Source organism: Brachybacterium sp. AG952 (assembly GCF_004362645.1).
Taxonomy (GTDB): domain Bacteria; phylum Actinomycetota; class Actinomycetes; order Actinomycetales; family Dermabacteraceae; genus Brachybacterium; species Brachybacterium conglomeratum.
The window spans coordinates 97234-119737 of sequence record NZ_SNXV01000007.1; the positions used below are offsets into that span (position 1 = coordinate 97234).

The following is a 22504-nucleotide window of genomic DNA, read 5'->3' on the forward strand; positions in this document are numbered from 1 at the left end:
CCCGGGACGCGCGTGCCATTATGGCACGGTGACCGATACACGAACCGTCGCAGTGATCCAAGCTCGTACAGGCTCCTCCCGCCTCCCCGGGAAGGTGCTCCGGCCGCTCGGCGGCCGACCGGTCCTGGGGTGGATGGTGCGGGCCGCCCGCGCCGCCTCGGGCGTCGAGGACGTGGTGGTGGCGACGTCCACCGCACCCGGGGACGACGCCGTCGCCGAGCTCGGCGAGGAGCTGGGCGTGCAGGTGGTCCGCGGCAGCGAGGACGACGTCCTCTCCCGCTTCGTGCTCGCCCTGGAGGAGACCGGGGCCGATGCCGTGGTGCGCCTGACCGCGGACTGCCCGCTGGCGGACCCCTCGCTGATCTCCGCCGTGGTGGGGCTGTGGAAGGCCGATCCCACGCTGGACTACACCGCGACCACGCTGGTGCGCACGCTGCCGCGCGGCCTGGACGTCGAGCTCGCCTCGCGGGAGGCGCTGCTGACGGCCGATGCGGAGGCCGAGAGCTTCCATCGCACGCACGTCACCTCCTATCTCTACGACTCCAAGCGCTACTTCCGCACCATGGGCCTGGTCGTCCAGCCGGCCGCGAACGACCTGCGGGTGACCCTGGACACCGTCGAGGACGGCGAGATGCTCGACGCCGTCGTCGCCGAGCTCGGGGATCGCGCCCCGGCGTGGCACGAGGTGGTGGACCTGCTGCGCTCGCGCCCCGACATCACGCGCATCAACGCGGGCGTGCGCCAGAAGAAGCTGGCCGACGGATGACCCACGTCGCGATCCGGTGCGATGCGACCCCGTCGGGAGGCATCGGCCACCTGGTGCGGGCGCTCTCCGTCGCCGACGCCGCCCGCGCCGCCGGGCACACCGTGGTGGTCGCCGGCTCGATCGAGGCGCCGCTCGCCCGGCACCTGCTGGAGGAGTCCGGTCTCGAGGTGACCGCGGCGCCCGAGGACCTCGGGATCCTCGCCGCCGAGCAGGGAGCGAGCGTCGTCCACGTCGACGACTACACGATCGGGGCCGACGCCCGGGACCAGGTGCGCGCCGGCGGCGCGCTGCTGTCCTCGATGGAGGACGGCACCTTCGGTCGCCGTCCCGCCGACGTCGTCGTCGACTCCACGATCCGCGCCGAGCGGGTCGGCCGCCCCGAGGACGGCAGCGGCGAGGTGCTCCTCGGCATCGCCTACGCCCCGATGCGCGCCGAGGTGCGCGCCGCGCGGGAGAAGCGGGTCGAGGCGGACCACGACGTCAGCCGCGGCGCCCGGGTGCTGATCGTCATGGGCGGCACCGATGCGACCGGCGCCGCCGGGACCCTCGCCGCCGTCTGCGCCGCGGCAGAGGGTGTCGCGCACGTGAGCGTCATCGCGCCCGAGCACGGCTGGGACGCGGTCCGGGCCGAGGCCGGGGAGGATGTCGAGCTGCTCGCCCCCTCCCCCGCCTTCCTCGAGCGGGCGAGCGCGGCGGACCTCGTCGTCAGCGCCGCGGGCACCACCGCCTGGGAGCTGGCCTGCATCGGCGTGCCGAGCCTGCTGGTCGCGGTGGTGGAGAACCAGCGCGCCGGCTACGAGGCCGCCCTCGCCGAGCGCATCGCCCGCGGGCTCGGCACCCTCGAGCAGGTGCGCGCCGACCGCTCCGCGGCGACCGCGGAGGTGGAGCGGGCGATCTCGGACCTGCGCGCGATGCGCAGCTGGACCCCGGTGGGCCGGGAGAAGGTCGACGGCCACGGCGCGGAACGGATCGTCGCCGCCTGGGACGCGGCGCTCGCGCGACGGATCGGGACGGCGGAGGCGCCGGTCGCGGCGCGGCCCGCGACCCCGTCGGACTCGCCGCTGCTGCTGCGCTGGCGCAACGACCCGGAGACCCGGAAGGTCTCCCGCGACTCCGATCCGGTGCCGTGGGAGTCCCACTCCGGCTGGTACGCACGGACGCTGGAGAACCCGTCCCGCGAGCTGTACGTCGTCGAGCGGGGCGGCGCGCCCGTCGGCACCGTGCGCTTCGACGCGCTGGAGGGCGCGTCGGCGGGCGAGGAGTGGGAGGTGTCCATCACCCTCGCCCCCGAGGCGCGCGGCCACGGGCTCTCCCGGCCGGTGCTCGCCGCCGGCGAGGCGGCCTTCGGGGCGCGTCACCCCGGCGCCGTCGTCGTCGCCGCGATCCTTCCCGACAACCTGCCGTCCCAGCGGCTGTTCGCCGGGGCCGGCTACGTGCTCGATCCGGATCGCGACGACGGCGAGTTCGACGTGCTGGTCAGACGAGATCCCAGCTGAGCGGCGTCCCGCGCTCGACGTCCTTCGCGAAGGTGCGGCCGAGGACCACGTCGAGATAGCGCGGCTCGAGCCCGCCCGCGGGGCGGATCGAGCGGACGTTCTCCGCGGTGATCTCCTCGCCGGCGCGCACGTCCTTCACGACGAACAGCGAGCGGCGCAGGCGCTGGGACTCGGCCTCGGACTTCGTCGGGCCGACGTGCACCTCGCCGAGCGCGAGCCAGGCGGCGTAGGACTCGTCGACCAGGGCCTTCAGCTCCTCGGGCTCGAGGGAGAAGTCGGAGTCGACGCCGCCGTCGGCGCGGCGCAGCGTGACGTGCTTCTCGAGGATCGCGGCGCCGAAGGCGACGGCCGCGACGCTCACGCCGATGCCCTTGGTGTGGTCGGAGAGGCCGCCGACGACCTTCCAGGTGTCGGCGAGCACCGGGATGGTGCGCAGGTTCGACGCCTCGGCGGTCGCCGGGTAGGAGGAAGTGCAGCCGAGCACGGCGATCTGGTCGTTGCCCTCGGCGCGGAGGGTCTTGACGGCGAGGTCCACGTCGCCGGCGTCGGCGGCGCCGGTGGAGAGGATCACCGGCTTGCCGGTGCGGGCCACCTTGCGCAGCAGCGGGATGTCGCCGATCTCGAGCGACGCGATCTTGTAGACCTCGGCGCCGAGGTCCTCCAGCAGGTCGACGGCCGTGTCGTCGAAGGGGCTGGAGAACGGGATCATGCCGTGCTCGCGGGCGCGGGCGAAGATCGCCTCGTGCCACTCCCACGGGGTGTGCGCCTCCTGGTAGAGGCTGTAGAGGTTCCGTCCGCCCCACAGGCCGTGGCTGTCGGTGATGCGGAAGGCGGGGCCGTCGGCGTCGATGGTGATCGTGTCCGCCGTGTAGGTCTGGAGCTTGATCGCCGGAGCGCCGGTCTCCGCGATCGCGTCGACGATCGCGAGGGCGCGGCCGAGGTCGCCGTTGTGGTTGCCGGACATCTCCGCCGCGACGAAGGGGGCATGGGCCTCGCCGACCTGGAGGTCGCCGATCTGCAGTTGCTTGGGGGTACCGTTCTGGCTGAAGGACATGCGCCGATCGTACCGGAGCAGGTGGCGGCGCCCGCCCGTCAGCTGCGACGCGAGGTCCGGACGAGACGCTCCAGGCGCGTCCGACAGTCCGCCATGACCAGATCGACGCATTCCTCGTACGAAGCCGTGAAGTCGATCCACGGCGGCGCGATGATCGTCGAGTTGCGCGAGAGCTGGTCGACGGAGGTCCTGCCGCCCGCCGTGCGGTAGAGGTAGTTCTCCGGTGAGAAGCCCAGCAGCCAGGTCGGCGTGCCGACGGCGGCGGCGAGCTCCATCGGGACCGTGCTGATGCCGATCACGAGGTCCATGGAGGCGACGTGCGCCGCGAGCCCCTCCAGGTCGTCGAAGAGGTCGACGTCCTGGATCTGCCGGATCCCGTGCTCCTCCAGGTACGCCCTCTCCCCGTCGTCGGTCGCGTGCTGGATCGACCAGAACTCGACCCCGTCCACGTCCAGCAGCGGGGCGAGCTGCTCGAGGCCGATGTACATCATCCGCCGGGTGCCGCCGGAGAAGTGGCTCTTCCACACCAGGCCCACCTTGAGCCTCCCCTCGGCGCGCGGCACGGCCCGGGCGGGATCCGGGACGAGATAGGCGCCGGTGTCCTGGCGCGGGAGCACGCCGGCGAAGCGGTTGAAGGTGAGGTTCTGGCCGTAGGTGACGTGGTCGGCGGTCTCGACGTAGGGGTCGCAATGGGCGGGCAGGTGGCTGGCGAGGATGAAGTCGCTGTACCGGCCGTCGTAGACGGGGTTCAGGACGCCGCGGATCCGACGGGCGACGTCGACGAACTCGATCGTGGGGAAGCTCCGCTCGAGCAGGGTCCGCAGGCGCGGGTCGCAGGTGGCGGTGACCCGGTAGCGGGCGGCGAGCTCGCCGAGGTGCTGCGCGCCGCGGACCTCGTCGCCCACGCCGTCGTCGGTGATGAGGAAGAGGGAGGAGCCGGGATCCTCGGGCAGCGGCGCGGCGTTCAGGAACCTCTCCCCGAGGTCGCGCTCGAGGATCCGCCACGGCGGCGCGGTGCGGCGCACGCTCCAGGCCTTCAGGTACTGGCCCGTGAGCATGAGGGTGGTCCCCTGGTCGCGGTCGCCGCGGCGGATCCCGGCGCGGCCGGCGCTGGCGCTGCCGTAGCCGATCTCGTTCCGGAGGTCGATGACGGTGCGGTCGCCGTCCAGGCGGGCGTAGACGAGCCGGAGCCCGGTCGCCGCGACGGTGTAGGTCGGGTCCTCGACGAGGACGGAGTGGAGCAGGTCCGCGGCGTCGCGGTGCTCGCCCCGCTCCATCGCGATCAGCCCGCGGCCGCAGCGGGCGCCGAGCATCGTCTCCGGCACGCCGCGGAGGGTGGGGACCAGGGCGTCGAGCTCGGGCAGGAGGTCCTTCACGGTGAGCACGCGCAGGAGGGAGTCGCGGGTGTGCACGTCCATGGCGTCGAAGCGGGAGGTCGTCGCCTCGAGGCACGCTTCGTAGAAGTCATGGTGCGCGGGACCCTGCCCCCGCAGGTCGTGGGCGAGGGCGAGCACGCCCGGCATGCCGCGGTGCTCGGCGGGGACGGCGTCGAGGTCCGGGACGAGGGCGCCCGAGTCGAAGCGCAGCGCGGCCTCGGCGACGGCGCGGTCGCGCAGCCCGTGCTCGGACAGCTGCCGCTCGAGGAGGGCGCGGGCGGTGTCCGCGTGCCCGTGGGTGACGAGGTCGTGGACGTAGCGCAGGTTGTCCTTCCAGCGGAAGGGATCCTCGTCCCCGCCGGCGAAGAAGTCCCTCACGTCGATCTTCTCGAACGCGGCCGTGCGGAGGCGGAACTCGCGGAAGCGCAGGTCCCGGAGGGTGGCGCCGGGGGCGCGTGAGCCGCCCTCGGAGGTGCGCAGCGTGCGGAGCGCCGCCACCTTCTCGGCGGCGGGGAGCCCCGAGAGCTGGATCCACTCAGCGAGCCTCACGCGCTGGGCCGGGGTGAGGTCCCGATCGGCGAGGGAGCCGAGATGCGGGGCCAGGAGCTGGTCGGCGCGCAGCCCCTCCTGGCCGCTGAGCAGGGTGACGCCGACGAAGCACTCGTCCAGCAGGTCCAGCCCGTCCGTGTCGATCCCGTCCAGCAGCGCGGCGGCGGAGCGGAAGTTCCTCATCCGTGCGAGATGGCGAGCCCCGGTCAGGACGATGTCCGGGTCGGTCCCCGGGTCGTTCGCCGCGACGAGCGCGCGGCGCTCCGAGAGATCGAGCAGCGGTCTCACGACACGGGTGAGCTTGCGGAACACGGCACCACCTGGGATTCGGGTCGAGCACCGATCGGCTCGTCACTGAGCCTGATCCTATCCGGGTGTCCGCGGGCAGCGACGGACCCCCGGCCGGAGCCGCCCCTCAGGCGGTCCCGAAGATGTCGTGCCGGCTGGCGGGGACCTCGTAGGGGACGAGGTCGTGCGGCGAGGTCGCGAGGCGGAACAGGCCCGACTCGACGTCCTGCAGGGTCTCCTCGTGGCCCGGCACCGGGATCACGAAGGTCGGGCAGCCGAGCGCCGCGGACTCCCACAGCGAGGTGGAGAACGTCCCGACCGCCATCGCGGAGCGCGTGATGGTGGTCAGCGTGTCCTCCTCGGCGATGTCCACGGCCTCCTCGAGGCCGGCGGCGGCGAGCTCGCGCCCGATGATGGTCCGCTGCGCGGGATGCGGGGCGATCACGACACGCAACTCCGGCCGCTCGCGGACGAGCTCCTGCACGAAGGCGAGGATCCGCCGGAGCACCCGCGGCTGCGAGATGACACAGACGTCCCAGCGCTTCTCCTCCGTGCTGGGGGCCTCGATCGCGGCGGTCAGCTCCTCCTGCTGGCGGGGCACCACCACGTGCTCGTCGTAGACGTTGGTGCGCGCCGCCCAGAAGTCCGACCAGGCGTAGAAGCGGGTCGCGCCGTAGCGGGGCTTCTGCCCGAACCAGAAGGACGGGGCGTAGTGGCTGGTCAGCGCGTACTGGATGTCCGAGATCTGAGCCCCGGAGCGGCTCGCGGCCGCGGCGATCCCCGCCCACCAGTGGCTGGAGGCGATCAGCACCTCCTCCGGCTGCACCCGCTCGAACACGGGCGTGAAGAACTCCCGCTCCCCCAGGAACTTCACCAGGCGGTTGCGCAGGTGGTCGCCGAGGTCCACCCGGATCCCGAGCGCCTCGCTCAGCGCGGCCTCGAACGGGCGCGCATCCACGGCGGGCACGCGCATGTGCGCCCAGCGCCGGCGCCACTCCTTCTGCCACTGCGTGAACTCTGCGAAGGGATAGACCATGTTCGTCTCGTCCACGTCCGGATAGCCCTCGGCGCCCGGCTGCACCACGAACAGCGACTCGTCGTCGACGAACGGGGCGGTGCGGTAGCCGCTCTGCCCGCGCCGCGCGTAGTCGAACACGACCCGGTCGGCCCGGGGTGCCGTCGACAGGCGCTTGCTGCCGAGGTACTCGTCCCGCACCACGCCGCCGACGGCGGGCGCCGCGCCCCAGAACCCGGCGGCCTCGGCCAGCTGGATCACCAGCGCCGAGCGACCGAGCTCCCACAGGTGCACGCCGTCGGCCGTGGTGATCTCGAACAGGCCGTGCTTCCGCTCGGCCTCGCAGAGGCGCTCGAACATCTCGCCGTAGGACCACGGCGGGCTCACGCGTCGGCGCGAGGCGCCGTCGCGCAGCTCCACCCAGTCGTACTCGCCGCGCATCGAGACCGTGGGGCGCTCGGCGGTGCCGGCGTTGCGTACCTGCACCCCGCCGGTCTGGTTGATCGGCGTGCCGAAGCTGTCCACGCCGGAGGTGACCGGGTACCACGGATGGCGCGGGATCTCGCGTCGGGTGGCCGCGCCCGGGGCCCGGGACAGGCCCGAGAGGATGCGCATCGTCGAGGCCGCGGCGCTCGGGCCAATGTCCAGCAGCGGGGCGAGGATCGAGCGGGCGTCGATCGGCCCGGCGGCGGGGGTCTCCTCCTCGACGTCGAGGTCCGCAGCCTGGCCGAGCGGGACCTCGCCCTCGGTGGGGTTCGCCGAGGGCTGCGAGAGCGTCGCCCCCTCGGCGCCGGCGAGCTCGCGTCGGGCCCGCATCCGGGTGCCGACCGTGGTGGCGACGTCGCGCACCTTCCACACGACGTCCCGCGGAGCCCGCACGGCGAGATGGGCCAGCGCGGTCGGGGCGTGCAGCGGGAGCGTCCCGCCGGAGGTCCCGAAGACGGTGTCCTGCGCTGCGGGCCGTCCGGCGCCGTACTGGGCATCACGGCGCAGGTGCGCGAGCACGACGAGCTCGTGCTGGGCGGTGGTGCTGGCGAGATAGCGCCGGTCCCCGGAGCCGGGGGCGGTGGTGTACGAGATCACCACGGGGGCGGAGGCCTCGAGCTCGATCCGGGTCGTGCCGCGCTGGGTCCGCACCTTGGCGGCCCGGGTCTGGACGCCGTCGTCGACCTGGACATCGTGCAGCCCGACCGGCGAGGTGACGGTGACCTGGTGGAGGCGACCACCGCGGGTGCGGCGCGCACGATGCTCGATCTCCCCCGTCCCGATCGGCTCCTGCCCGTCGGTGGTGAACACGCTCGCGAGATCCAGCGGCGCGTCGTGCGGGCCGAAGAACTCGCGGTACTGCTCGACGACGGCCGAGGGGGCGAACCGCTCGTCGTAGCGCTCCCGCGCGCGTCGTCCGAAGCGCTCCCGCAGCTCCGCGTCCGCGGCGACCTCGCCGAGCCGTGCCGCGAGCTGCTCGACGTCGCCGAGGGGGACGATGTACCCGCTGGCGCCGTCCTCGATCGCCTCGCGCGGGCCGAAGTCGAAGTCGTAGGAGACGGTGGGGCGTCCCTGGTACATCGCCTCCAGCAGGGGGTACGGGAAGCCCTCGGAGAGCGAGGACATCAGCACGATGTCCGCGGTGGAGTAGACGTCGTGCTCGGTGCCGAAGCCGGGCATGTGCACGCGACCCCGGAGGTCGAGGGAGTCCACCAGCTCGCGGACGGCGACGAAGTAGGGGTTGTTGCGGTTGATGTTCCCCCACAGCGTCAGGTGAACGGACTCGTCCTCGATCAGCGACAGCGCCCGCACCGCGTCGAGCTGGTTCTTGCGGTGCTGGAAGGAGGCGGGCAGGGCGATGTTCACGCCCTCGTGCTCGACGCGCTGGATCGCCCCGGGCCCCTCCCCGGGGAAGTTCGGGATGAACACCACGTCCTCGTCGGCGAAGGTCGGGATGAACTGCTGGCGCAGTCCGTCGGCGACCGTCTGCAGACGGTCGATGACGTCGCGGGACGCCATCAGCGGGTCCCAGAGCTCGGCGTGGTGGAGGTAGTCGCCGTGGATCTGCAGCACGGTGCGTGGGCGTCTGGCGTCATCGCCGAGGGCATGTCGGAAGGCGAGGGCCTGCACCGGGGCGGTGAACACGATCGTGTCCTCCTCCGTGAGCGCATCGTTGAGCTCCCGGAGGGCGGCCAGCTCGTTGGCCGTGAACTCGTAGTGCAGCGCGCCGAGGTCGCCGGTGAGCTCGGGGTGCGCGTTGCGATGCAGCAGACGGCCGCCGTCGGCCGGCAGCGCACGCAGCGTGTAGGCGGGGACCTCGAGGTCCAGCGGCCACACCGGGAGCATCCGGTTCGCGACGTCGCCGGTGCCGAGGAAGCCCAGCACCGCCACCGCGTATCCCGCCGCACTCAGCCCGTTGCCCAGCTGGACGACGGACTTGTGGTAGCCGGTGGGTCCGGCGACCTCGTTGGTGCAGATCACGATCATTCGGGCGACAACCTTCCTCAGGTCACGGGGGTCAGGGGAGAGTGCTCCACGGGGTCACCGTGCGGGGACGAGCGGCTCCGGCAGGAGGGCGTCGCGCGCGGGGAGGCGCGGAAGCCGGCCGGGCAGATGGCTGAGCGGGTGGCGCAGGAACACCAACGGGGACTGGCCGGAGCCGGCGTCCTGCGCGCCTTCGGTCCGCTCCACGAGGCCGAGCACCGCGCCCGCCTTCCGCAGCGGGGCACCGCCCCAGTAGCTGAGGAACGGTCCGGCGGTGCTGCGATCCCAGCCGAGCGCCGCCCGCAGCGCCGCCGGGGACAGCAGGTGCTCGTGGCCGAGCTCCGCCAGGGCGACGGCGCGCCGGGTCGCATCCTCGGCGGTGTCGTCGTGGAACTCGGGCCACAGCTCGCGCGTGCGACGGGAGACCTCGGTGCCGAGGGAGCCTATGGCGAGGTCGCCGCCGTAGATCGCGGTGGGCGTGCCCTCGGCGGCGGCGTAGATCACCGCGGTGGAGAGCTGGTTGGACACGACGCGCCGCGCCCCGCGGACGAGGCGGAGGATCCGGCCGAGGAACTGCGGGTCGCGCCGCTCCCCCGCGCTGACGACGCGGTGGCCGTGCTCGCTCCAGACCTGCACCTTCTCGGGGCGGTCGAGGTCCTCGGGGTGGAGGCAGACGAGCGAGGGGCCGTCGCGCTCGGCGAGCTCGCGGGCGAGGTCCGCGTCGTCGTGCCGGAGCTTGACGAGGCGGGTGTCGTGAACGGGGAAGGCGACGGTCGCCCCGAGATCGGCGACGGTTTCGTCGACCGTCAGCGCACTGAGGTACAGGAAGGGCGCCCCGATCGGCGTGGTGAGGAAGGGGTCCTCGGCGGGGTCCCAGCCCCGCGCCCGATGGCTCCACACCAGTCGGCGCGAGGTGCGGGGAAGGCGCGCGAAGTCGGAGAAGTGCACCAGCGAGGGCGAGCGGACGGTCCAGCCGTGCTGGAGGAGTCCGTGGAGGTGGCGCACGGCGTCGAGCCCCGCGTGGAGGGCGAGGGCGGCGCTGTGCCCGTAGTAGTGGTTCTGGATGTCCATGGGCTCAGCCGAAGATGTCGTGTCGGGAGGCGGGGACCTCGTAGGGGACGAGGTCGTGCGGCGAGGTCGCGAGGCGGAACAGGCCCGACTCGACGTCCTGCAGGGTCTCCTCGAAGCCGGGCACCTCGATGACGTAGGTCGGGCAGCCCAGCGCCGCGGACTCCCACAGCGAGGTGGAGAACGTCCCGACCGCCATGACGGAGCGCGTGATGGTGGTCAGCGTGTCCTCCTCGGCGATGTCGACCGACTCCTCGAGCCCGCTCGCGGCGAGCTCCTGTCCGATGATCTCGCGCTGCGCGGGATGCGGGGCGATCACGACACGCAGCTCGGGACGCTCCGCCACCAGCTCCTGCACGAAGGTCAGGATCCGTCGCAGCACCCTCGGCTGCGAGATGACGCAGACGTCCCAGCGCTTCTCCTCCGTGCTGGAGGCCTCGATCGCGGCGGTCAGCTCGGGCTGCTGCCGGGGGACGACGACGTGCTCGTCGTAGACGTTGGTGCGCTCGGCCCAGAAGTCCGACCAGGCGTAGAAGCGGGTGGCGCCGTAGTGCGGCTTCTGCCCGAACCAGAACGAGGGGGCGTAGTGGCTGGTCAGCGCGTACTGGATGTCGGAGACCCGCGCCCCCGAGCGAGCGGCGGCGGCGCCGATGCCGGCCCACCAGTGGCTGGAGGCGATCAGCACCTCCTCCGGCTGCACCCGCTCGAACACGGGCGTGAAGAACTCCCGCTCCGCGAGGAACTTCGCGAGGCGGTTGCGCAGGTGGTCGCCGAGGTCGATGCGGATCCCGAGCGCCTGGGTGAGCGCGGCCTCGAAGGGGCGCGCATCGACCTCGGGCACGCGGAGGTGGGACCAGCGCTGACGCCAGTCCTTCTTCCACTGCGTGAACTCCGCGAAGGGGTAGACCATGTTCGTCTCGTTCACGTCCGGATAGCCGTCGGCCCCGGGCTGGACGACGAACAGCGTCCTGTCGTCGACGAAGGGGGCGGTGCGGTAGCCGCTCTGGCCGCGTCGCACGTAGTCGAAGACCACGGTGTCCGCGGACGGCGCGGTGGTGAGCCGCTTGCTGCCGGTGTAGACGTCCTGGACAGTGCCCTGCGCGGCGGCGAGGGGACCCCACAGGCCGGCGGCCTCGGCCAGCTGGATCACCAGCGCCGAGCGGCCGAGCTCCCACAGGTGCACGCCGTCGGCCGTGGTGATGTCGAACAGCCCGTGCTCGCGCTCGGCGGCGCAGAACCGCTCGAACATCTCGCCGTAGGACCAGGGCGGGGTGATCCGTCGCCGGGAGGCGCCGTCGCGCAGCTCGAGCCAGTCGTACTCGCCCTGGATGCGGACCGTGGGCCGCTTCTCGGTGCCGGCGTTGGTCACCTGGACGCCGCCGCCGGAGTTGATCGGGGCGCCGAAGGAGTCGACGCCGCCGGAGACGGGGAACCAGGGGTGGCGGGGGATCTCGCGGTGGGTCGGCGCGGGCTCGGTGACCGCGACCGCCTGGACGAGCATCGAGGCGGCGGTGGAGGCGTAGGTCCTCGCGACCCGGCCGACGGAGCCCATCGCCTGGGCGGGGAGCCCGACGGCCTTTCCGAGGCCGCCGAGGGCTCCCGCGGAGCCGCCGCTCGAGTCGGCGGGGGCCGACGGGGCGGCCGGTGCGTCCGCCGATCCGTCGGGGGCCGACGGGTCGGGAGCGGACGTCGGCTCCGCCGTCTCCTGCGCGGTGCGCTCGGGCGCCCCGTCGGCAGGCGGCGTCGCGTCGCCCGAGGGCTTCGCGCCGCGGAGCGTGGGCAGGGAGGGCATGAGCTGGCGCAGCTTCCAGGTCACGGCGTCGACGCCCTGAGCCCCGAACTCGGCCAGGTCCGACGGGGTGGTGCGCCAGGAGACGTGCTTCGCCCCGCCGCGCGAGGCGAGGAGCGTGTCGGCGACCGGCGGCGTGCCGTCGCCGTAGTCGGCGTCCCGGCGCAGCCGGGGCAGCACGGGGAGCGTCCCGCCGTTCGCGGGGCCGGCGAGGTAATGGCGGTCGGTGCCGCCGGGGATCGTGCTGAAGGAGACGACGCCGCGGCTCCCGACGGGGAACTCGATCACGGTGGTCCCGCCCACGCGTCGCACCGCGGGGCGGCCGATGCGTTCGCCGTCGTCCACCTGGACGTCGTGCAGGTCCGCGGCGGAGCGCACGGTGACCTGGTGCGTCCGGCGCAGTCCGGAGCGCGTGACGCGGTGGCTGATCGCGCTCGCGGGCACGGGCTCCTCCCCGTCGGTCGCGAACACGGCGGAGAGGTCGAGGGAGCGGCCCGGGGGCGGGCCGAGCACGGCGCCGTACTTCGCCACGACCGCCTCGGCGGAGAAGCGCTCGTCGAAGATCTCGCGGGCGCGTCGGCCGAAGCGCTCGCGCAGCTGCGCGTCCGCGACCAGCTCGTCCAGCCGGGCGACGAGGGCGTCCACGTCGCCGACGGGGACGATGAACCCGCTGGCGCCGTCCTCGACCGCGTCCCGCGGCCCGAACTCGTAGTCGTAGGTGACGGTGGGCAGGCGGTGGTAGGCGGCCTCGAGGAGCGGGTACCCGAACCCCTCGGACAGCGAGGTCATCAGCACGATGTCGGCGCTGGAGTAGACGTCCTGCTCGGTGCCGAAGCCTGGGATCGAGACCCGGTCCCGCAGCCCGAGCGAATCGATCAGCTCGTTCACCGCGATGAAGTAGGGGTTCAGCGGGCTGATGTTGCCCCACAGGGTCAGGTGCACCGAGTCGTCCTCGAGCCGCGACAGGGCCCTGATCGCCTCGAGCTGGTTCTTGCGGTGCTGGAACGAGGCCGGCAGCACGATCTCGACGCCGGTCCTGGGTTTGCGCACCACCTGCGCGGGATGGTGGATGTTGGGGATGCACACCACGTCCGCGGCGTCGAAGCGCGAGGCGAACTGCTCGTTCAGCCCCTCGGCGACGGTCTGGACCCGGTCGATCACCTCCCGCGCCTCGTCCACCAGCGCCCAGAGCTCGTCGTGGTGGCGGTAGTCGCCGTGCACCTGCAGCAGGGTGCGGGGGCGCCGCTCCTGACCGGCGAGGGCGCGGTGGAAGGCGAGGGCCTGGACCGGGGTCGTGAAGATCACGGTGTCCTCGGCGGTGAGCTCCTCGTTGAGCTGGCACAGGGCCGCGAGCTGATCGGCGGTGAAGGCGTACGGCGTCGCGTAGACGCGCCCGGCGAGGACCGGATGGACGTTCGCGGCGAGCAGCCGGCCGCCCTCGGCGGGCAGCGTCTGGAGCGCATAGGCGGGGACCCCGGGATCCAGCGGCCAGCGCGGCATGGCGAGCTCGGCGCCGTCCCCCGCCCCCAGGAAGCTCAGGACTGCGAGCGGATATCCCCCACGATGCAGGGCGTTCGCGGTCTCCACCACGGACTTGTGGTAGCCGGTGGGGCCGGACAGCTCGTTGACGCAGATCAGGATCATGGTCCGCGCAGTCTATCCACGGGCCCCGCTCAGATCCGGTTCTTGCGAAGTGCCGCGAGCGCCCCGGTGACCAAGTGCACCGCTGCGCTCGGGACGGACAGCCGCTCCTGGCCCCGCAGCACCTGCCACACGGCGCGGATCGCACGGGTGCGGTCGGAGGAGTGCGAGTCCTCCTGCGCGGCGCGGTAGAGCGCCAGCGGCTCGTCGATCCCGGCGGCGGTGCCTCCATCGCGCAGGATGCTCAGCCACAGCGCATAGTCCTCGGCCCCGGGGACGTCCGGCATCGTCACCGGTCCCGTGCGCTCGAGGTCGACCACAGCGGTGAGGTTGCCGATCACGTTGCGGCGCAGGAGACCCTCGCGGGTGAGCTCCGTCGGGACGTGCACGATGCGGCCCTCGGACTCGAAATCCGCGCCGGTGCCCGCGAAGTCGGCCGACACACGGTGGTAGCCGCAGTACAGAAGTGACGCACCGCTCGTCCGGGCGAGATCGAGCTGCCGCTGCAGCTTCTCGGGGAGCCACAGGTCGTCCGCATCGCAGAAGGCGAGGAAACGCCCGGTGCCGCTGGCGATGCCCGAGTTTCGGGCCGCGGCCGGGCCGCCGCTGCGCTCCCGGCAGATGATCCGCATCCGCGCATCTCCCTCCGCGAGCTCCTCGGCGATGCGGACGGTCTCGTCCGTGGAGGCGTCGTCGACCACCACCAGCTCGAGGGAGCGGAAGGTCTGATCGAGTACGCTTGTCACCGATTGACGCAGGGTCCGCGCACCGTTGAACACCGGCATCACGACCGTCACCAGCGGAAGCGGATCCTTTGCGGTAGTCACGACGCACGATCATACCGACGCCCGAGGACGGCCCAGCCCGCCGCGCCCGTCCGGCTAGAGGAGAACGAACTTGGCAGATCAGAAGGCGGAGGTACCGCTCGCTCCGCGCCTGACATCCGCGGAGTCAGAAGCGCTCGCCGCGCGGGCGGGATTGGACGAGATGGGGGTCCGGCCCCCGCTGGGCCGCTACATCAAGCAGGTCTGGGAGCGGCGGTCGTTCATCTGGAACCTCTCCGCGTCCCGCGCGTACTCCCGCAACCAGGGCTCGTACCTGGGTCAGGCCTGGGCGATCCTGCGCCCCGTGCTCGACGCGGCCGTGTACGTGATCATCTTCGGCTTCCTGTTCCACTCGAGCGCGCCCGGCATCGAGAACCGCGCGGCGTTCATCACCATCGGCACCTTCACCTACTCCCTGTTCCAGACCTCGGTGATGTCGGGCCTGAACTCGGTGCCCACGAACCTGCAGCTGATCCGGTCCCACAAGTTCCCGCGCGCGGTGGTGCCGCTCGCGACGGTGATGACCGAGACCGTGCTCTTCGCCCCGATCCTGGTGGCGATGATCGTGGTGGTGCTGGTGACCGGCGTGCTGCCGGGCATGGGTGCGGTCATCCCGACCTGGTCGTGGTTGCTGCTCCCCTTCGCGGCGGTCCTGCTCGCAGTGTTCTCCGCGGGCGTGGCCATGTTCTTCGCGCGTCTCGGCGCGCGCGCTCCGGACATCGCCAACGCCATGCCCTTCATCCTGACGCTGGGCCGCTACGCCTCCGGCGCCATGTTCCTGATCTCGGCGATGGTCCCCGACGAGCTCTGGCTGAAGCCGCTCCTGCTGCACCAGCCGGTCGCGATCTACCTGGAGCTGTTCCGTGCGGCGTTCGGCAACGAGCCGCTGATCCCGATGACAGCGGGCCTCTGGCTCGAGGCCACCGCCTGGGCGGTGGGCGTCTTCGCCATCGGATTCCTGTACTTCTGGCGCGCAGAGGAGACCTACGGTCGTGACTGAGGACATCGATTTCGAGATCGACCCCGAGAACCTCCCGGACCGCGTGGACCGCGACAAGCCGCTGGGCGCGCCGTCGGTGGTGGTCGACGACCTGCACATCACCTACCGCGTGTTCGGCGCCCGCCGCAGCGGGACCACCAAGCAGCGCGCCTCGCTGTGGGACAAGATGGTCAGCATCGGCCGCCCCGACACCGGCCCGATCACCGAGGTGCCCGCCGTGCGCGGCGTGTCCTTCGTGGCCCACCATGGCGAGTCCATCGGCATCCTGGGCACCAACGGCTCCGGCAAGTCGACCCTGCTGCGGGCCGTGGCGGGGCTGCTGCCGCCGTCCTCGGGCCGTGTGTTCACCTCCGCCGAGCCGGAGCTGCTGGGCGTGAACGCGGCGATGCTCCCCCGGCTCACGGGCGAGCGCAACATCATGATCGGCGGTCTCGCCCTCGGGCTGAGCACCAAGGAGGTCAAGGAGAACATCCCGGGCGTGGCGGACTTCGCCGAGCTCGGCGACTTCCTGTACCTGCCGATGACGTCCTACTCCTCCGGCATGGCCTCGCGCCTGCGGTTCGCGATCTCGACGATCCGCACCCCCGAGATCCTCATGATCGACGAGGCCCTCGCCACCGGCGACGCCTCGTTCCGCAAGAAGAGCACCGCCCGGATCGAGGAGATCCGCGGACAGGCCGGCACCGTGTTCTTCGTGTCGCACTCGCTCGCCTCCGTGCGGGCGATGTGCACGCGCGCGCTCTGGATCGACAAGGGCGTGCTGGTGGCCGACGGCGACGTCGACGAGGTCGCGGACCTGTACCACGCCTACGTCGAGGGCCGCACCGACGCCTCCTCCGGCGCGAAGCTGAAGTAGGGCCGACGGGCACAGCCCCCACGGGGCATCACCTGCGAACGGCGGGCCGGGCGATCTCTCGCCCGGCCCGCCGTTCGTCGTGGGGCCGCCGGTCAGCGGCCCGCGGTGCTCACCTCGAGGCGCGCAGCGCCTCGCCCTTGGCCATCGCCAGGCCGCGCAGCTCCTCCTGGAAGGCGACCATCCGCTCGCGCAGCTGCGCCGCGTGCTCGTCCCCGCCCGCGGCGAGGATCCGCGCGGCGAGCAGCCCGGCGTTGCGGGCCCCGCCGATGGACACGGTCGCGACCGGCACCCCGGCCGGCATCTGCACGATGGAGAGCAGGGAGTCCATGCCGTCGAGGTGCTTCAGTGGCACCGGCACGCCGATCACGGGCAGCGGGGTGAGGGAGGCGAGCATGCCGGGGAGGTGGGCGGCGCCGCCGGCGCCGGCGATCAGCACGCGCAGCCCGCGCTCCGCGGCGCCGCGTCCGTAGGCGACCATGTCCTCGGGCATGCGGTGGGCGGAGACCACGTCGACCTCCACCTCGATCCCGAACTCGGCGAGCGCCTCCTCCGCGGCCCGCATCACGGGGTAGTCGGAGTCGGAGCCCATCACGATCCCGACCAGGGGGCGGGGTGCGGCGTCGGCGGTCATCGGGGGTCTCCCTCGGGGGTGGGGGCGGTGGGCTCGGCGGCCGCGTCGGGGCCGTCGATGATGAGTCGCTCGGCGCGGTGGGCGCGGGCGAGGAGGTCCTCGGCGTCGTCCCCGAGCAGGGTGACGTGGCCGATCTTCCGGCCGGGCCGCACCGACTTGCCGTACAGGTGGACCTTCAGTTGCGGCTCCTCGGCGAGGGCCGCGTCGGTGCCGGGGGCGAGGTCCTCGGCGCTGCCGCCGAGGAGGTTGACCATCACGGCCACGGGGGCGAGCGGCGCGGTCGCGCCGAGCGGCAGGTCGGCGACGGCGCGGAGGTGCTGCTCGAACTGGCCGGTGACGGCGCCGTCCATGGACCAGTGGCCGGTGTTGTGGGGGCGCATGGCGAGCTCGTTGACGAGCACCCGGCCGTCCGCCGTCTCGAAGAGCTCCACGGCGAGCATGCCGGTGACGTCGAGGTCCTCGGCGATCGCGAGGGCGAGGGCCTGGATGCGCTCCTGGGCGGCGTCGTCGAGGCCCGGCGCGGGGGCGACGACCTCGTAGCAGACCCCGTCCTTCTGGAGCGACTGCACCACGGGATAGGCACTCGCCTCTCCCCCGGGCCGGCGCGCGACCTGGGCTGAGAGCTCGCGGGTGAAGGGGACGAGCTCCTCGGCGAGCAGCTCGCCGTGGGTCCCGAGCCAGTCCTCGGCCCCCTCGGCGGCCTCGACGATCCGCACCCCGTGGGCGTCGTAGCCGCCGCGCGGCGTCTTCACCACGAGCCGGCCGCCGGCCTCGGCGAGCGCCTGCTCGAGCGCGGCGAGGCTCCCGATCCGCCACCAGCGGGGGCAGGGGTACCCGAGCGCGGTGAGCCGCTCGCGCATGACGAGCTTGTCCTGGGCGTGGACGAGGGCGCCGGGTCCGGGGCGCACGGCGGCGAGCCCCTCCCCCGCGATCCCCTCGAGGATCGCGGTGGGCACGTGCTCGTGGTCGAAGGTGAGCGCGTCGACGCCGTCGGCGAGGCCGCGCACCGCCTGCTCGTCGTCGTGGCGGCCCAGCCGCACGGTCGCGGCGACGGCGGCGGCGCTCTCGTCCGGAGCGGTCGCGAGCACCTCGAGGTCGAGGCCCAGCTCGATCGCGGGGCCGAGCATCATGCGGGCCAGCTGACCTGCTCCGACCACCCCGATCCGACGGGCGGGAGCTTCCTCGAAAGCGGCGGGCTGAGCGGGGCGGGGCGGGGTCGCAGACACGGCCGCCAGTGTACTGAGGTCAGCCACGGGGCCGGGGGCGGCGCCGCACCACGGACCCCTGCGGGAGGGAGTCGAGGTCGTCGCCGCCGGCGGCATGGCGGCCGCCGGAGACGCCGCTGGGGGTCATGTCCGCGCGCTGGCCGCGGGGACGTCGCCCGCCCTTCTCGCGGCGGCCCGACTCTCCGCCGGACTGCGCCCCGTGATCGTCCCCCGGCTCCTCGCCGGGGGCGGAGATGAGGAAGACGCCGAAGGTGGCGGGGTTCTCGGTGAGCAGCTCGAGGCGGCCGCCGTCGTCCTCGACGAGGGTGCGGGCGAGCGCGAGCCCGACCCCGGTGCCGCCCGAGGAGCGGCCGGAGACCGAGCGCTCGAAGATCCGTGCGCCGAGCTCGGGGTCGATGCCGCCGCCCTCGTCGGTGACCTCCACGACGGTGGAGTGGTCGTTGCGCCGCACCTTCAGGGAGGTGCGCCCGCCGCCGTGGGTGAGCGCGTTCTCGATGAGGGTGGCGATGACCTGGGTGAGCGGCCCGGTCGAGCCCCACACGGCAGCGCTGCGCGGCACCTGGATGTGCAGCTCGCGGCCGGCGCGGCGGTAGGCCGGGGACCACTCCTCGCTCTGCTGGGTGAGCACGGTGCCGAGCTCGACCACGCCGGGGGTGCGTCGCTGGGAGGAGCGGGGAGCGTTGATGAGGTCGTGGACCACCTCGGTGAGGCGGTCGATCTGCTCGAGCGAGATCCGGGCCTCGTCGCGCACCCACTCCTCGGTGCTGGTCGCGAGGATCTCGTCCAGCCGCATCGAGAGCGCGGTCAGCGGGGTGCGCAGCTGGTGGGAGGCGTCGGAGGCGAGGCGGGACTCGGCCTCGAGGCGCTCGTTGAGCATCGCGCCGGAGCGGGCGAGCTCGATCGCGACCTCGTCGATCTCCGCGATGCCGGAGGGCTGCCAGGGGCCGCGGGCGCGGCCGGAGCCCATCTCCTCGGCGCGCCGGGCCAGACGGGCCAGCGGCAGGGAGATCCGCTGCGCCTGCCACAGCGCGACCGAGACGCCGATCGAGAGGGCCGACAGGCCCGCGACGGTGATCAGCACCCAGGCGCTCGCGGTGTGGGCGCGCACATCGGACTGCGGGATGAACACTGTGATCAGCTGCCCCGAGGCACCGGTGGTGTTCGACTTCACCGGGTTCTCGCCGGGAGGATCACCGGCCGTGGTGGTCTCCCCCTCGTAGACGACGGTGACGGCGATGTTGAGGTCGGTCTGCTCGTCGACCCGTCGCTGCAGGAGCGCCTCGTCGATGGTGCCGTTCTCCTGGAGGCGCGTCTCGGTGTCGATCCGCACCCGGTCCACGATCAGGCTGGCCTGGTTGGCGAGGTTCTGGTTCGCCAGCTGCAGCCACGAGATGCCCAGCGGGATGCCCAGCATCAGCACGACGAGGACCACGGTGATGATGGTGGCCTGCAGCACGCGCTGCCGCACGGGTCAGCTCTCCGTGCCGGTCTCGAAGCGGAAGCCGACTCCCCTCACCGTGGTGATCCGCCGGGGGTCCGTGGCGTCGTCACCCAGCTTGCGGCGCAGCCACGAGATGTGCATGTCGAGGGTCTTGGTGGAGCCCCACCACTCCGCGCCCCAGACCTCGCGCATGAGGTCGTCGCGGGTGACGACGCTGCCGGACTCGCGCACGAGCACGGTGAGCAGGTCGTACTCCTTCGCGGAGAGGCTGAGCTCCTCCCCGTCGGCATAGGCGCGACGGGCGGAGACGTCGAGGGTGACGCCGTTGACGTCGTAGTTGTCGCCGGACTCCTCGGTCGCCTGCGAGCGCCGCATGAGGGCGCGGATCCGCGCCTGCAGCTCGCCGAGGCGGAAGGGCTTGGTGACGTAGTCGTCGGCTCCCGCGTCCAGGCCCACCACCGCGTCGACCTCGTCGGCCCGTGCGGTGAGGATCAGGATCGGCGACTCGAGCCCGCCCTTGCGCAGGCGCCGCGCGACCTCGAGCCCATCGAGATCGGGCAGACCCAGATCCAGGATGACCAGGTCGATCGGATCCGGTCCGGCGGCGATCCCGAGCGCGTCCATCCCCCGGGAGGCGCGCGTGACGGTGTATCCCTCCCGGTCCAGGGCCCGGGAGAGCGGTTCAGCGATGGCCGAGTCGTCCTCGACGAGAAGCAGTCGTGTCACGTCAGCCATAGTACGTCCCGCCTCAGAGCCCGAGATCCAGGGGGGCGGAGCCGTCGCGGCTCATCTCCTGCACCGTCACCGTGCCGATGCCGTGGAGGTCGACCTCCTCGCCCTCCCCGAGGACGAAGCCGCCGGGCAGCGCCTTCGCGATCGCGGAGGCGGTGTCGGAGTCCACGAGCACCGCCCCCGGCCGGGCGACGGACTCCATCCGGGCGGCGAGGTTGACGGTGGGCCCGAACACGTCCCCGTAGCGGGAGAACATCGAGCCCCAGGAGAGGCCGACCCGCACGGGCGGCAGGTCGGGATCGGCGCCGATGGTCTCGGAGAGGCTGACCGCGATCTGGGCGCCGTCCTCCGGCGTGTCGGCCAGGAACATGATCTCGTCGCCGACGGTCTTGACCACGCGTCCGCCGCCGACAGAGATGATGTCGCGGCTGAGCGACTCGAAGCGACCCACCATGTCGGCGAGCTGCGTGCCGGGCATGTCCTGGGCCAGGCGCGTGAACTGGACCAGGTCCGCGAAGCCGACGGCCCGGTGCAGGGGGAACAGCTCGTCGGTGTCGCGATGCAGCACCTCGCTGCCGGCGCGGGCGGCGTAGGCGGCGAGCTGGCGCCGGAAGGTGAACATGACCTGGGACTCGAAGGTCTCCAGCAGCTCGGGGATCTCGTCGAGCATCTGCTGGCGGGCCCGGGCGTCGTCGAGCCCGTCGGCGTGCTTGGCCTCGTCTACCAGCGCCTCGGTGATCCACATCGCAAGCCTCCCCATGTGGAAGCCCATGCCGCGGGAGATGCTCGCGAAGGCGCGCTCGGAGAGCACCCCGTCCTCGACGATCGCGGCGAGGTCGCCGATCGCCTGGGCGTCCTCGTCGGTGAACACCACGGTGTCCTCGTCCACGGGTGTGAGGCCGAGGGAGCGCCAGTACACGGAGGTGAGGCGCTCGGCGATCCCGTGCTGCTCGGCGAGGTCCCGGCGCGAGTACTTGCGCGGCCCCTGCAGGAGCACCTTCTCGAGCGCGCCGACGCTGCGACGCACGGAGGAGAAGCGGCGATTGAGGTCGAGGATCTCCTGCTCGTCGAGGGCGGTGAGCTCCGCGTCCTCCGCGGAGAGGTCCGGGAGCTCCTGCGTCTGCGTGGACACCACGTCGACGGTCCCGGCGGGGATGCGGGTCTCGCGGGCGCCGTCCGCACCCTCGAGCGCCTCGCGCTCCCCTCGCTCGTCCATCCCGTCGGTCACAGTGCGGTCCCTCGCTTCCGAATGCCCGGCTTCTCCATGCCTGCTCCTGCTCGTGTGCTCGTGGTCGGTGTGGTGGGGTCGTGCCCCGGCCGCGGGGTCAGGGCGCCGCGGGCCGCAGGTGCCGCACGTCGCCGACGTCGACGGCGATCCGCCCCTCCCCGTCCGCGCGGTCGAGCACGAGTCGCCCGTGCTCGTCGACGTCCAGGACGGTGCCGCGCAGGGCGGGGTCGACGTCCGCTCCCGCTGCGGCCTCCCCCAGGGGGTCGACCCTCACCGTCCGCCCCAGTGTGAGGCAGGTCATAGTGTAGCGGTCCCGGGTGCCGGCCGCGTCACCGTCCCCCTGGGCGGACTCGAGCGCAGCGAGCTCCTCGCCGAGCGCGGCGACCAGCGCCTCCTCGAGCGCCTCCCGCAGCCCCCGGTCCTCCGCCGGGCCGGCATCGGGGCGGAGGCCGGCCTCCCCGCGCAGCCAGGCGGCGCCGGGCACCGGCTCGCCGTCCTCGTCCAGGACCGGGCCGCGGAGGTTCAGTCCGATGCCGAGCAGCAGGTCCTCGTCGCCGCGCGCCTCGACGAGGATCCCGCCGAGCTTGCGGCCGTCGGCGGTGTGGAGGTCATTGGGCCATTTCAGGCCGATCCGCTGCTCGGCGGCCGCGGCGGGGACCGCTCGCTCGAGGGCGGCGACGACGGCGAGCCCCGCGGCCAGCGGGAACCAGCCGCGCCGGGCGGGGCCGAGGGAGGTGCGATGGGCGAAGGTGAGGGCGAGACTCGTCCCGTCCGGACTCGCGAAGGCGCGGCCGAGGCGGCCCCGGCCGGAGGTCTGCCGCGTCGCGGTGACGGCGAAGGGCGGCGCGTGCCCGGCGCGCAGGAGCGCGGAGGCCTCGTCCTGGGTCGAGCGGACCGCGCCGAGGCGGTGGATCCGCGGCGAGGCGGCGCCCGTCCCCTCCGAGGAGGTGTCGGGCAGTGCCGGGACGTCCATGCGCTCCTCCTCCTGCGAGACCTGCGTGACAGATCGCTCCATCCTCGCGCCGCCCACTGCATCGTTCCTGGGAGCGGCGTGG

General features: G+C 72.9%; 16 protein-coding genes. 4 read left to right on the forward strand and 12 right to left on the reverse strand.

Annotated features, from left to right (window positions below; genetic code table 11):
- The first annotated feature begins 28 nt into the window (after window positions 1–28).
- On the forward strand, window positions 29–766 hold the full coding sequence (locus tag DEU31_RS15685) for a glycosyltransferase family protein (RefSeq protein ID WP_243733860.1): 738 nt from the start codon (window positions 29–31) through the stop codon (window positions 764–766).
- A complete protein-coding gene (locus tag DEU31_RS15690) occupies window positions 763–2262 on the forward strand; it encodes a bifunctional UDP-2,4-diacetamido-2,4,6-trideoxy-beta-L-altropyranose hydrolase/GNAT family N-acetyltransferase (RefSeq protein ID WP_133677811.1) in 1500 nt (499 codons plus the stop codon). Before DEU31_RS15685 ends, DEU31_RS15690 begins: the two co-directional genes overlap by 4 nt.
- Here DEU31_RS15690 and pseI read toward each other — a convergent pair.
- The 6 genes from pseI to DEU31_RS15720 all read right to left on the reverse strand — a co-directional run bounded on the left by pseI (window position 2243) and on the right by DEU31_RS15720 (window position 14338).
- Window positions 2243–3316 carry a pseudaminic acid synthase gene (pseI, locus tag DEU31_RS15695; protein ID WP_053918241.1) on the reverse strand — a complete coding sequence of 358 codons (1074 nt, stop codon included), beginning with the start codon at window positions 3314–3316 and terminating at the stop codon, window positions 2243–2245. The genes DEU31_RS15690 and pseI overlap by 20 nt on opposite strands.
- Window positions 3317–3354: 38 nt before the next feature.
- Window positions 3355–5553 carry a hypothetical protein gene (locus DEU31_RS15700; RefSeq protein ID WP_133677812.1) on the reverse strand — a complete coding sequence of 733 codons (2199 nt, stop codon included), beginning with the start codon at window positions 5551–5553 and terminating at the stop codon, window positions 3355–3357.
- Between the two features lie 103 nt (window positions 5554–5656).
- Window positions 5657–9016, reverse strand: a complete 3360-nt coding sequence (locus tag DEU31_RS15705) for a glycosyltransferase (RefSeq protein ID WP_133677813.1) — start codon at window positions 9014–9016, stop codon at window positions 5657–5659.
- A gap of 54 nt (window positions 9017–9070) precedes the next feature.
- A complete protein-coding gene (locus DEU31_RS15710; protein ID WP_133677814.1) occupies window positions 9071–10084 on the reverse strand; it encodes a hypothetical protein in 1014 nt (337 codons plus the stop codon).
- Window positions 10085–10088: 4 nt separating this feature from the next.
- Complete coding sequence (locus DEU31_RS15715; protein ID WP_133677815.1) at window positions 10089–13514, reverse strand: glycosyltransferase; 3426 nt, start codon at window positions 13512–13514, stop codon at window positions 10089–10091.
- A 29-nt stretch (window positions 13515–13543) separates the two neighbouring features.
- Window positions 13544–14338, reverse strand: a complete 795-nt coding sequence (locus DEU31_RS15720; RefSeq protein WP_243733861.1) for a glycosyltransferase family A protein — start codon at window positions 14336–14338, stop codon at window positions 13544–13546.
- Window positions 14339–14498: 160 nt separating this feature from the next.
- On the opposite strand from DEU31_RS15720, the gene DEU31_RS15725 reads away from it, so the two are divergent.
- Both DEU31_RS15725 and DEU31_RS15730 read left to right on the forward strand, forming a co-directional pair.
- Window positions 14499–15335 (forward strand): ABC transporter permease, encoded by an 837-nt coding sequence (locus DEU31_RS15725; protein ID WP_133677816.1) that lies wholly within the window; start codon window positions 14499–14501, stop codon window positions 15333–15335.
- A complete protein-coding gene (locus DEU31_RS15730; protein ID WP_133677817.1) occupies window positions 15328–16191 on the forward strand; it encodes an ABC transporter ATP-binding protein in 864 nt (287 codons plus the stop codon). Before DEU31_RS15725 ends, DEU31_RS15730 begins: the two co-directional genes overlap by 8 nt.
- A gap of 109 nt (window positions 16192–16300) precedes the next feature.
- Here DEU31_RS15730 and purE read toward each other — a convergent pair whose 3' ends face one another.
- The 6 genes from purE to DEU31_RS15760 all read right to left on the reverse strand — a co-directional run bounded on the left by purE (window position 16301) and on the right by DEU31_RS15760 (window position 22422).
- Window positions 16301–16822: a 5-(carboxyamino)imidazole ribonucleotide mutase gene (gene purE, locus DEU31_RS15735; protein WP_133677818.1), complete on the reverse strand. Its 522-nt coding sequence runs from the start codon at window positions 16820–16822 to the stop codon at window positions 16301–16303.
- Window positions 16819–17952, reverse strand: a complete 1134-nt coding sequence (locus tag DEU31_RS15740) for a 5-(carboxyamino)imidazole ribonucleotide synthase (RefSeq protein ID WP_243733866.1) — start codon at window positions 17950–17952, stop codon at window positions 16819–16821. The genes purE and DEU31_RS15740 overlap by 4 nt, the downstream gene beginning before the upstream one ends.
- Before the next feature lie 115 nt (window positions 17953–18067).
- Window positions 18068–19516, reverse strand: coding sequence for an ATP-binding protein (locus DEU31_RS15745; protein ID WP_133677820.1), 1449 nt, complete (start codon window positions 19514–19516; stop codon window positions 18068–18070).
- Window positions 19517–19519: 3 nt separating this feature from the next.
- Window positions 19520–20215, reverse strand: a complete 696-nt coding sequence (locus tag DEU31_RS15750) for a response regulator transcription factor (protein WP_029360261.1) — start codon at window positions 20213–20215, stop codon at window positions 19520–19522.
- A gap of 22 nt (window positions 20216–20237) precedes the next feature.
- Window positions 20238–21449: an adenylate/guanylate cyclase domain-containing protein gene (locus DEU31_RS15755; protein WP_243733862.1), complete on the reverse strand. Its 1212-nt coding sequence runs from the start codon at window positions 21447–21449 to the stop codon at window positions 20238–20240.
- 97 nt (window positions 21450–21546) lie between these two features.
- Complete coding sequence (locus tag DEU31_RS15760; protein WP_243733863.1) at window positions 21547–22422, reverse strand: biotin--[acetyl-CoA-carboxylase] ligase; 876 nt, start codon at window positions 22420–22422, stop codon at window positions 21547–21549.
- Window positions 22423–22504 lie beyond the last annotated feature (82 nt).

What these genes read in the sequence shown, in the direction of transcription:
- pseI (WP_053918241.1), bottom strand. Translation starts at nt 3,316, where the DNA reads ATGTCCTTCAGCCAGAACGGTACCCCCAAGCAACTGCAGATCGGCGAC.
- purE (WP_133677818.1), bottom strand. Translation starts at nt 16,822, where the DNA reads ATGACCGCCGACGCCGCACCCCGCCCCCTGGTCGGGATCGTGATGGGC.
- DEU31_RS15690 (WP_133677811.1), top strand. Translation starts at nt 763, where the DNA reads ATGACCCACGTCGCGATCCGGTGCGATGCGACCCCGTCGGGAGGCATC.
- DEU31_RS15760 (WP_243733863.1), bottom strand. Translation starts at nt 22,422, where the DNA reads ATGGACGTCCCGGCACTGCCCGACACCTCCTCGGAGGGGACGGGCGCC.
- DEU31_RS15710 (WP_133677814.1), bottom strand. Translation starts at nt 10,084, where the DNA reads ATGGACATCCAGAACCACTACTACGGGCACAGCGCCGCCCTCGCCCTC.
- DEU31_RS15740 (WP_243733866.1), bottom strand. Translation starts at nt 17,952, where the DNA reads ATGATGCTCGGCCCCGCGATCGAGCTGGGCCTCGACCTCGAGGTGCTC.
- DEU31_RS15705 (WP_133677813.1), bottom strand. Translation starts at nt 9,016, where the DNA reads ATGATCGTGATCTGCACCAACGAGGTCGCCGGACCCACCGGCTACCAC.
- DEU31_RS15715 (WP_133677815.1), bottom strand. Translation starts at nt 13,514, where the DNA reads ATGATCCTGATCTGCGTCAACGAGCTGTCCGGCCCCACCGGCTACCAC.
- DEU31_RS15725 (WP_133677816.1), top strand. Translation starts at nt 14,499, where the DNA reads ATGGGGGTCCGGCCCCCGCTGGGCCGCTACATCAAGCAGGTCTGGGAG.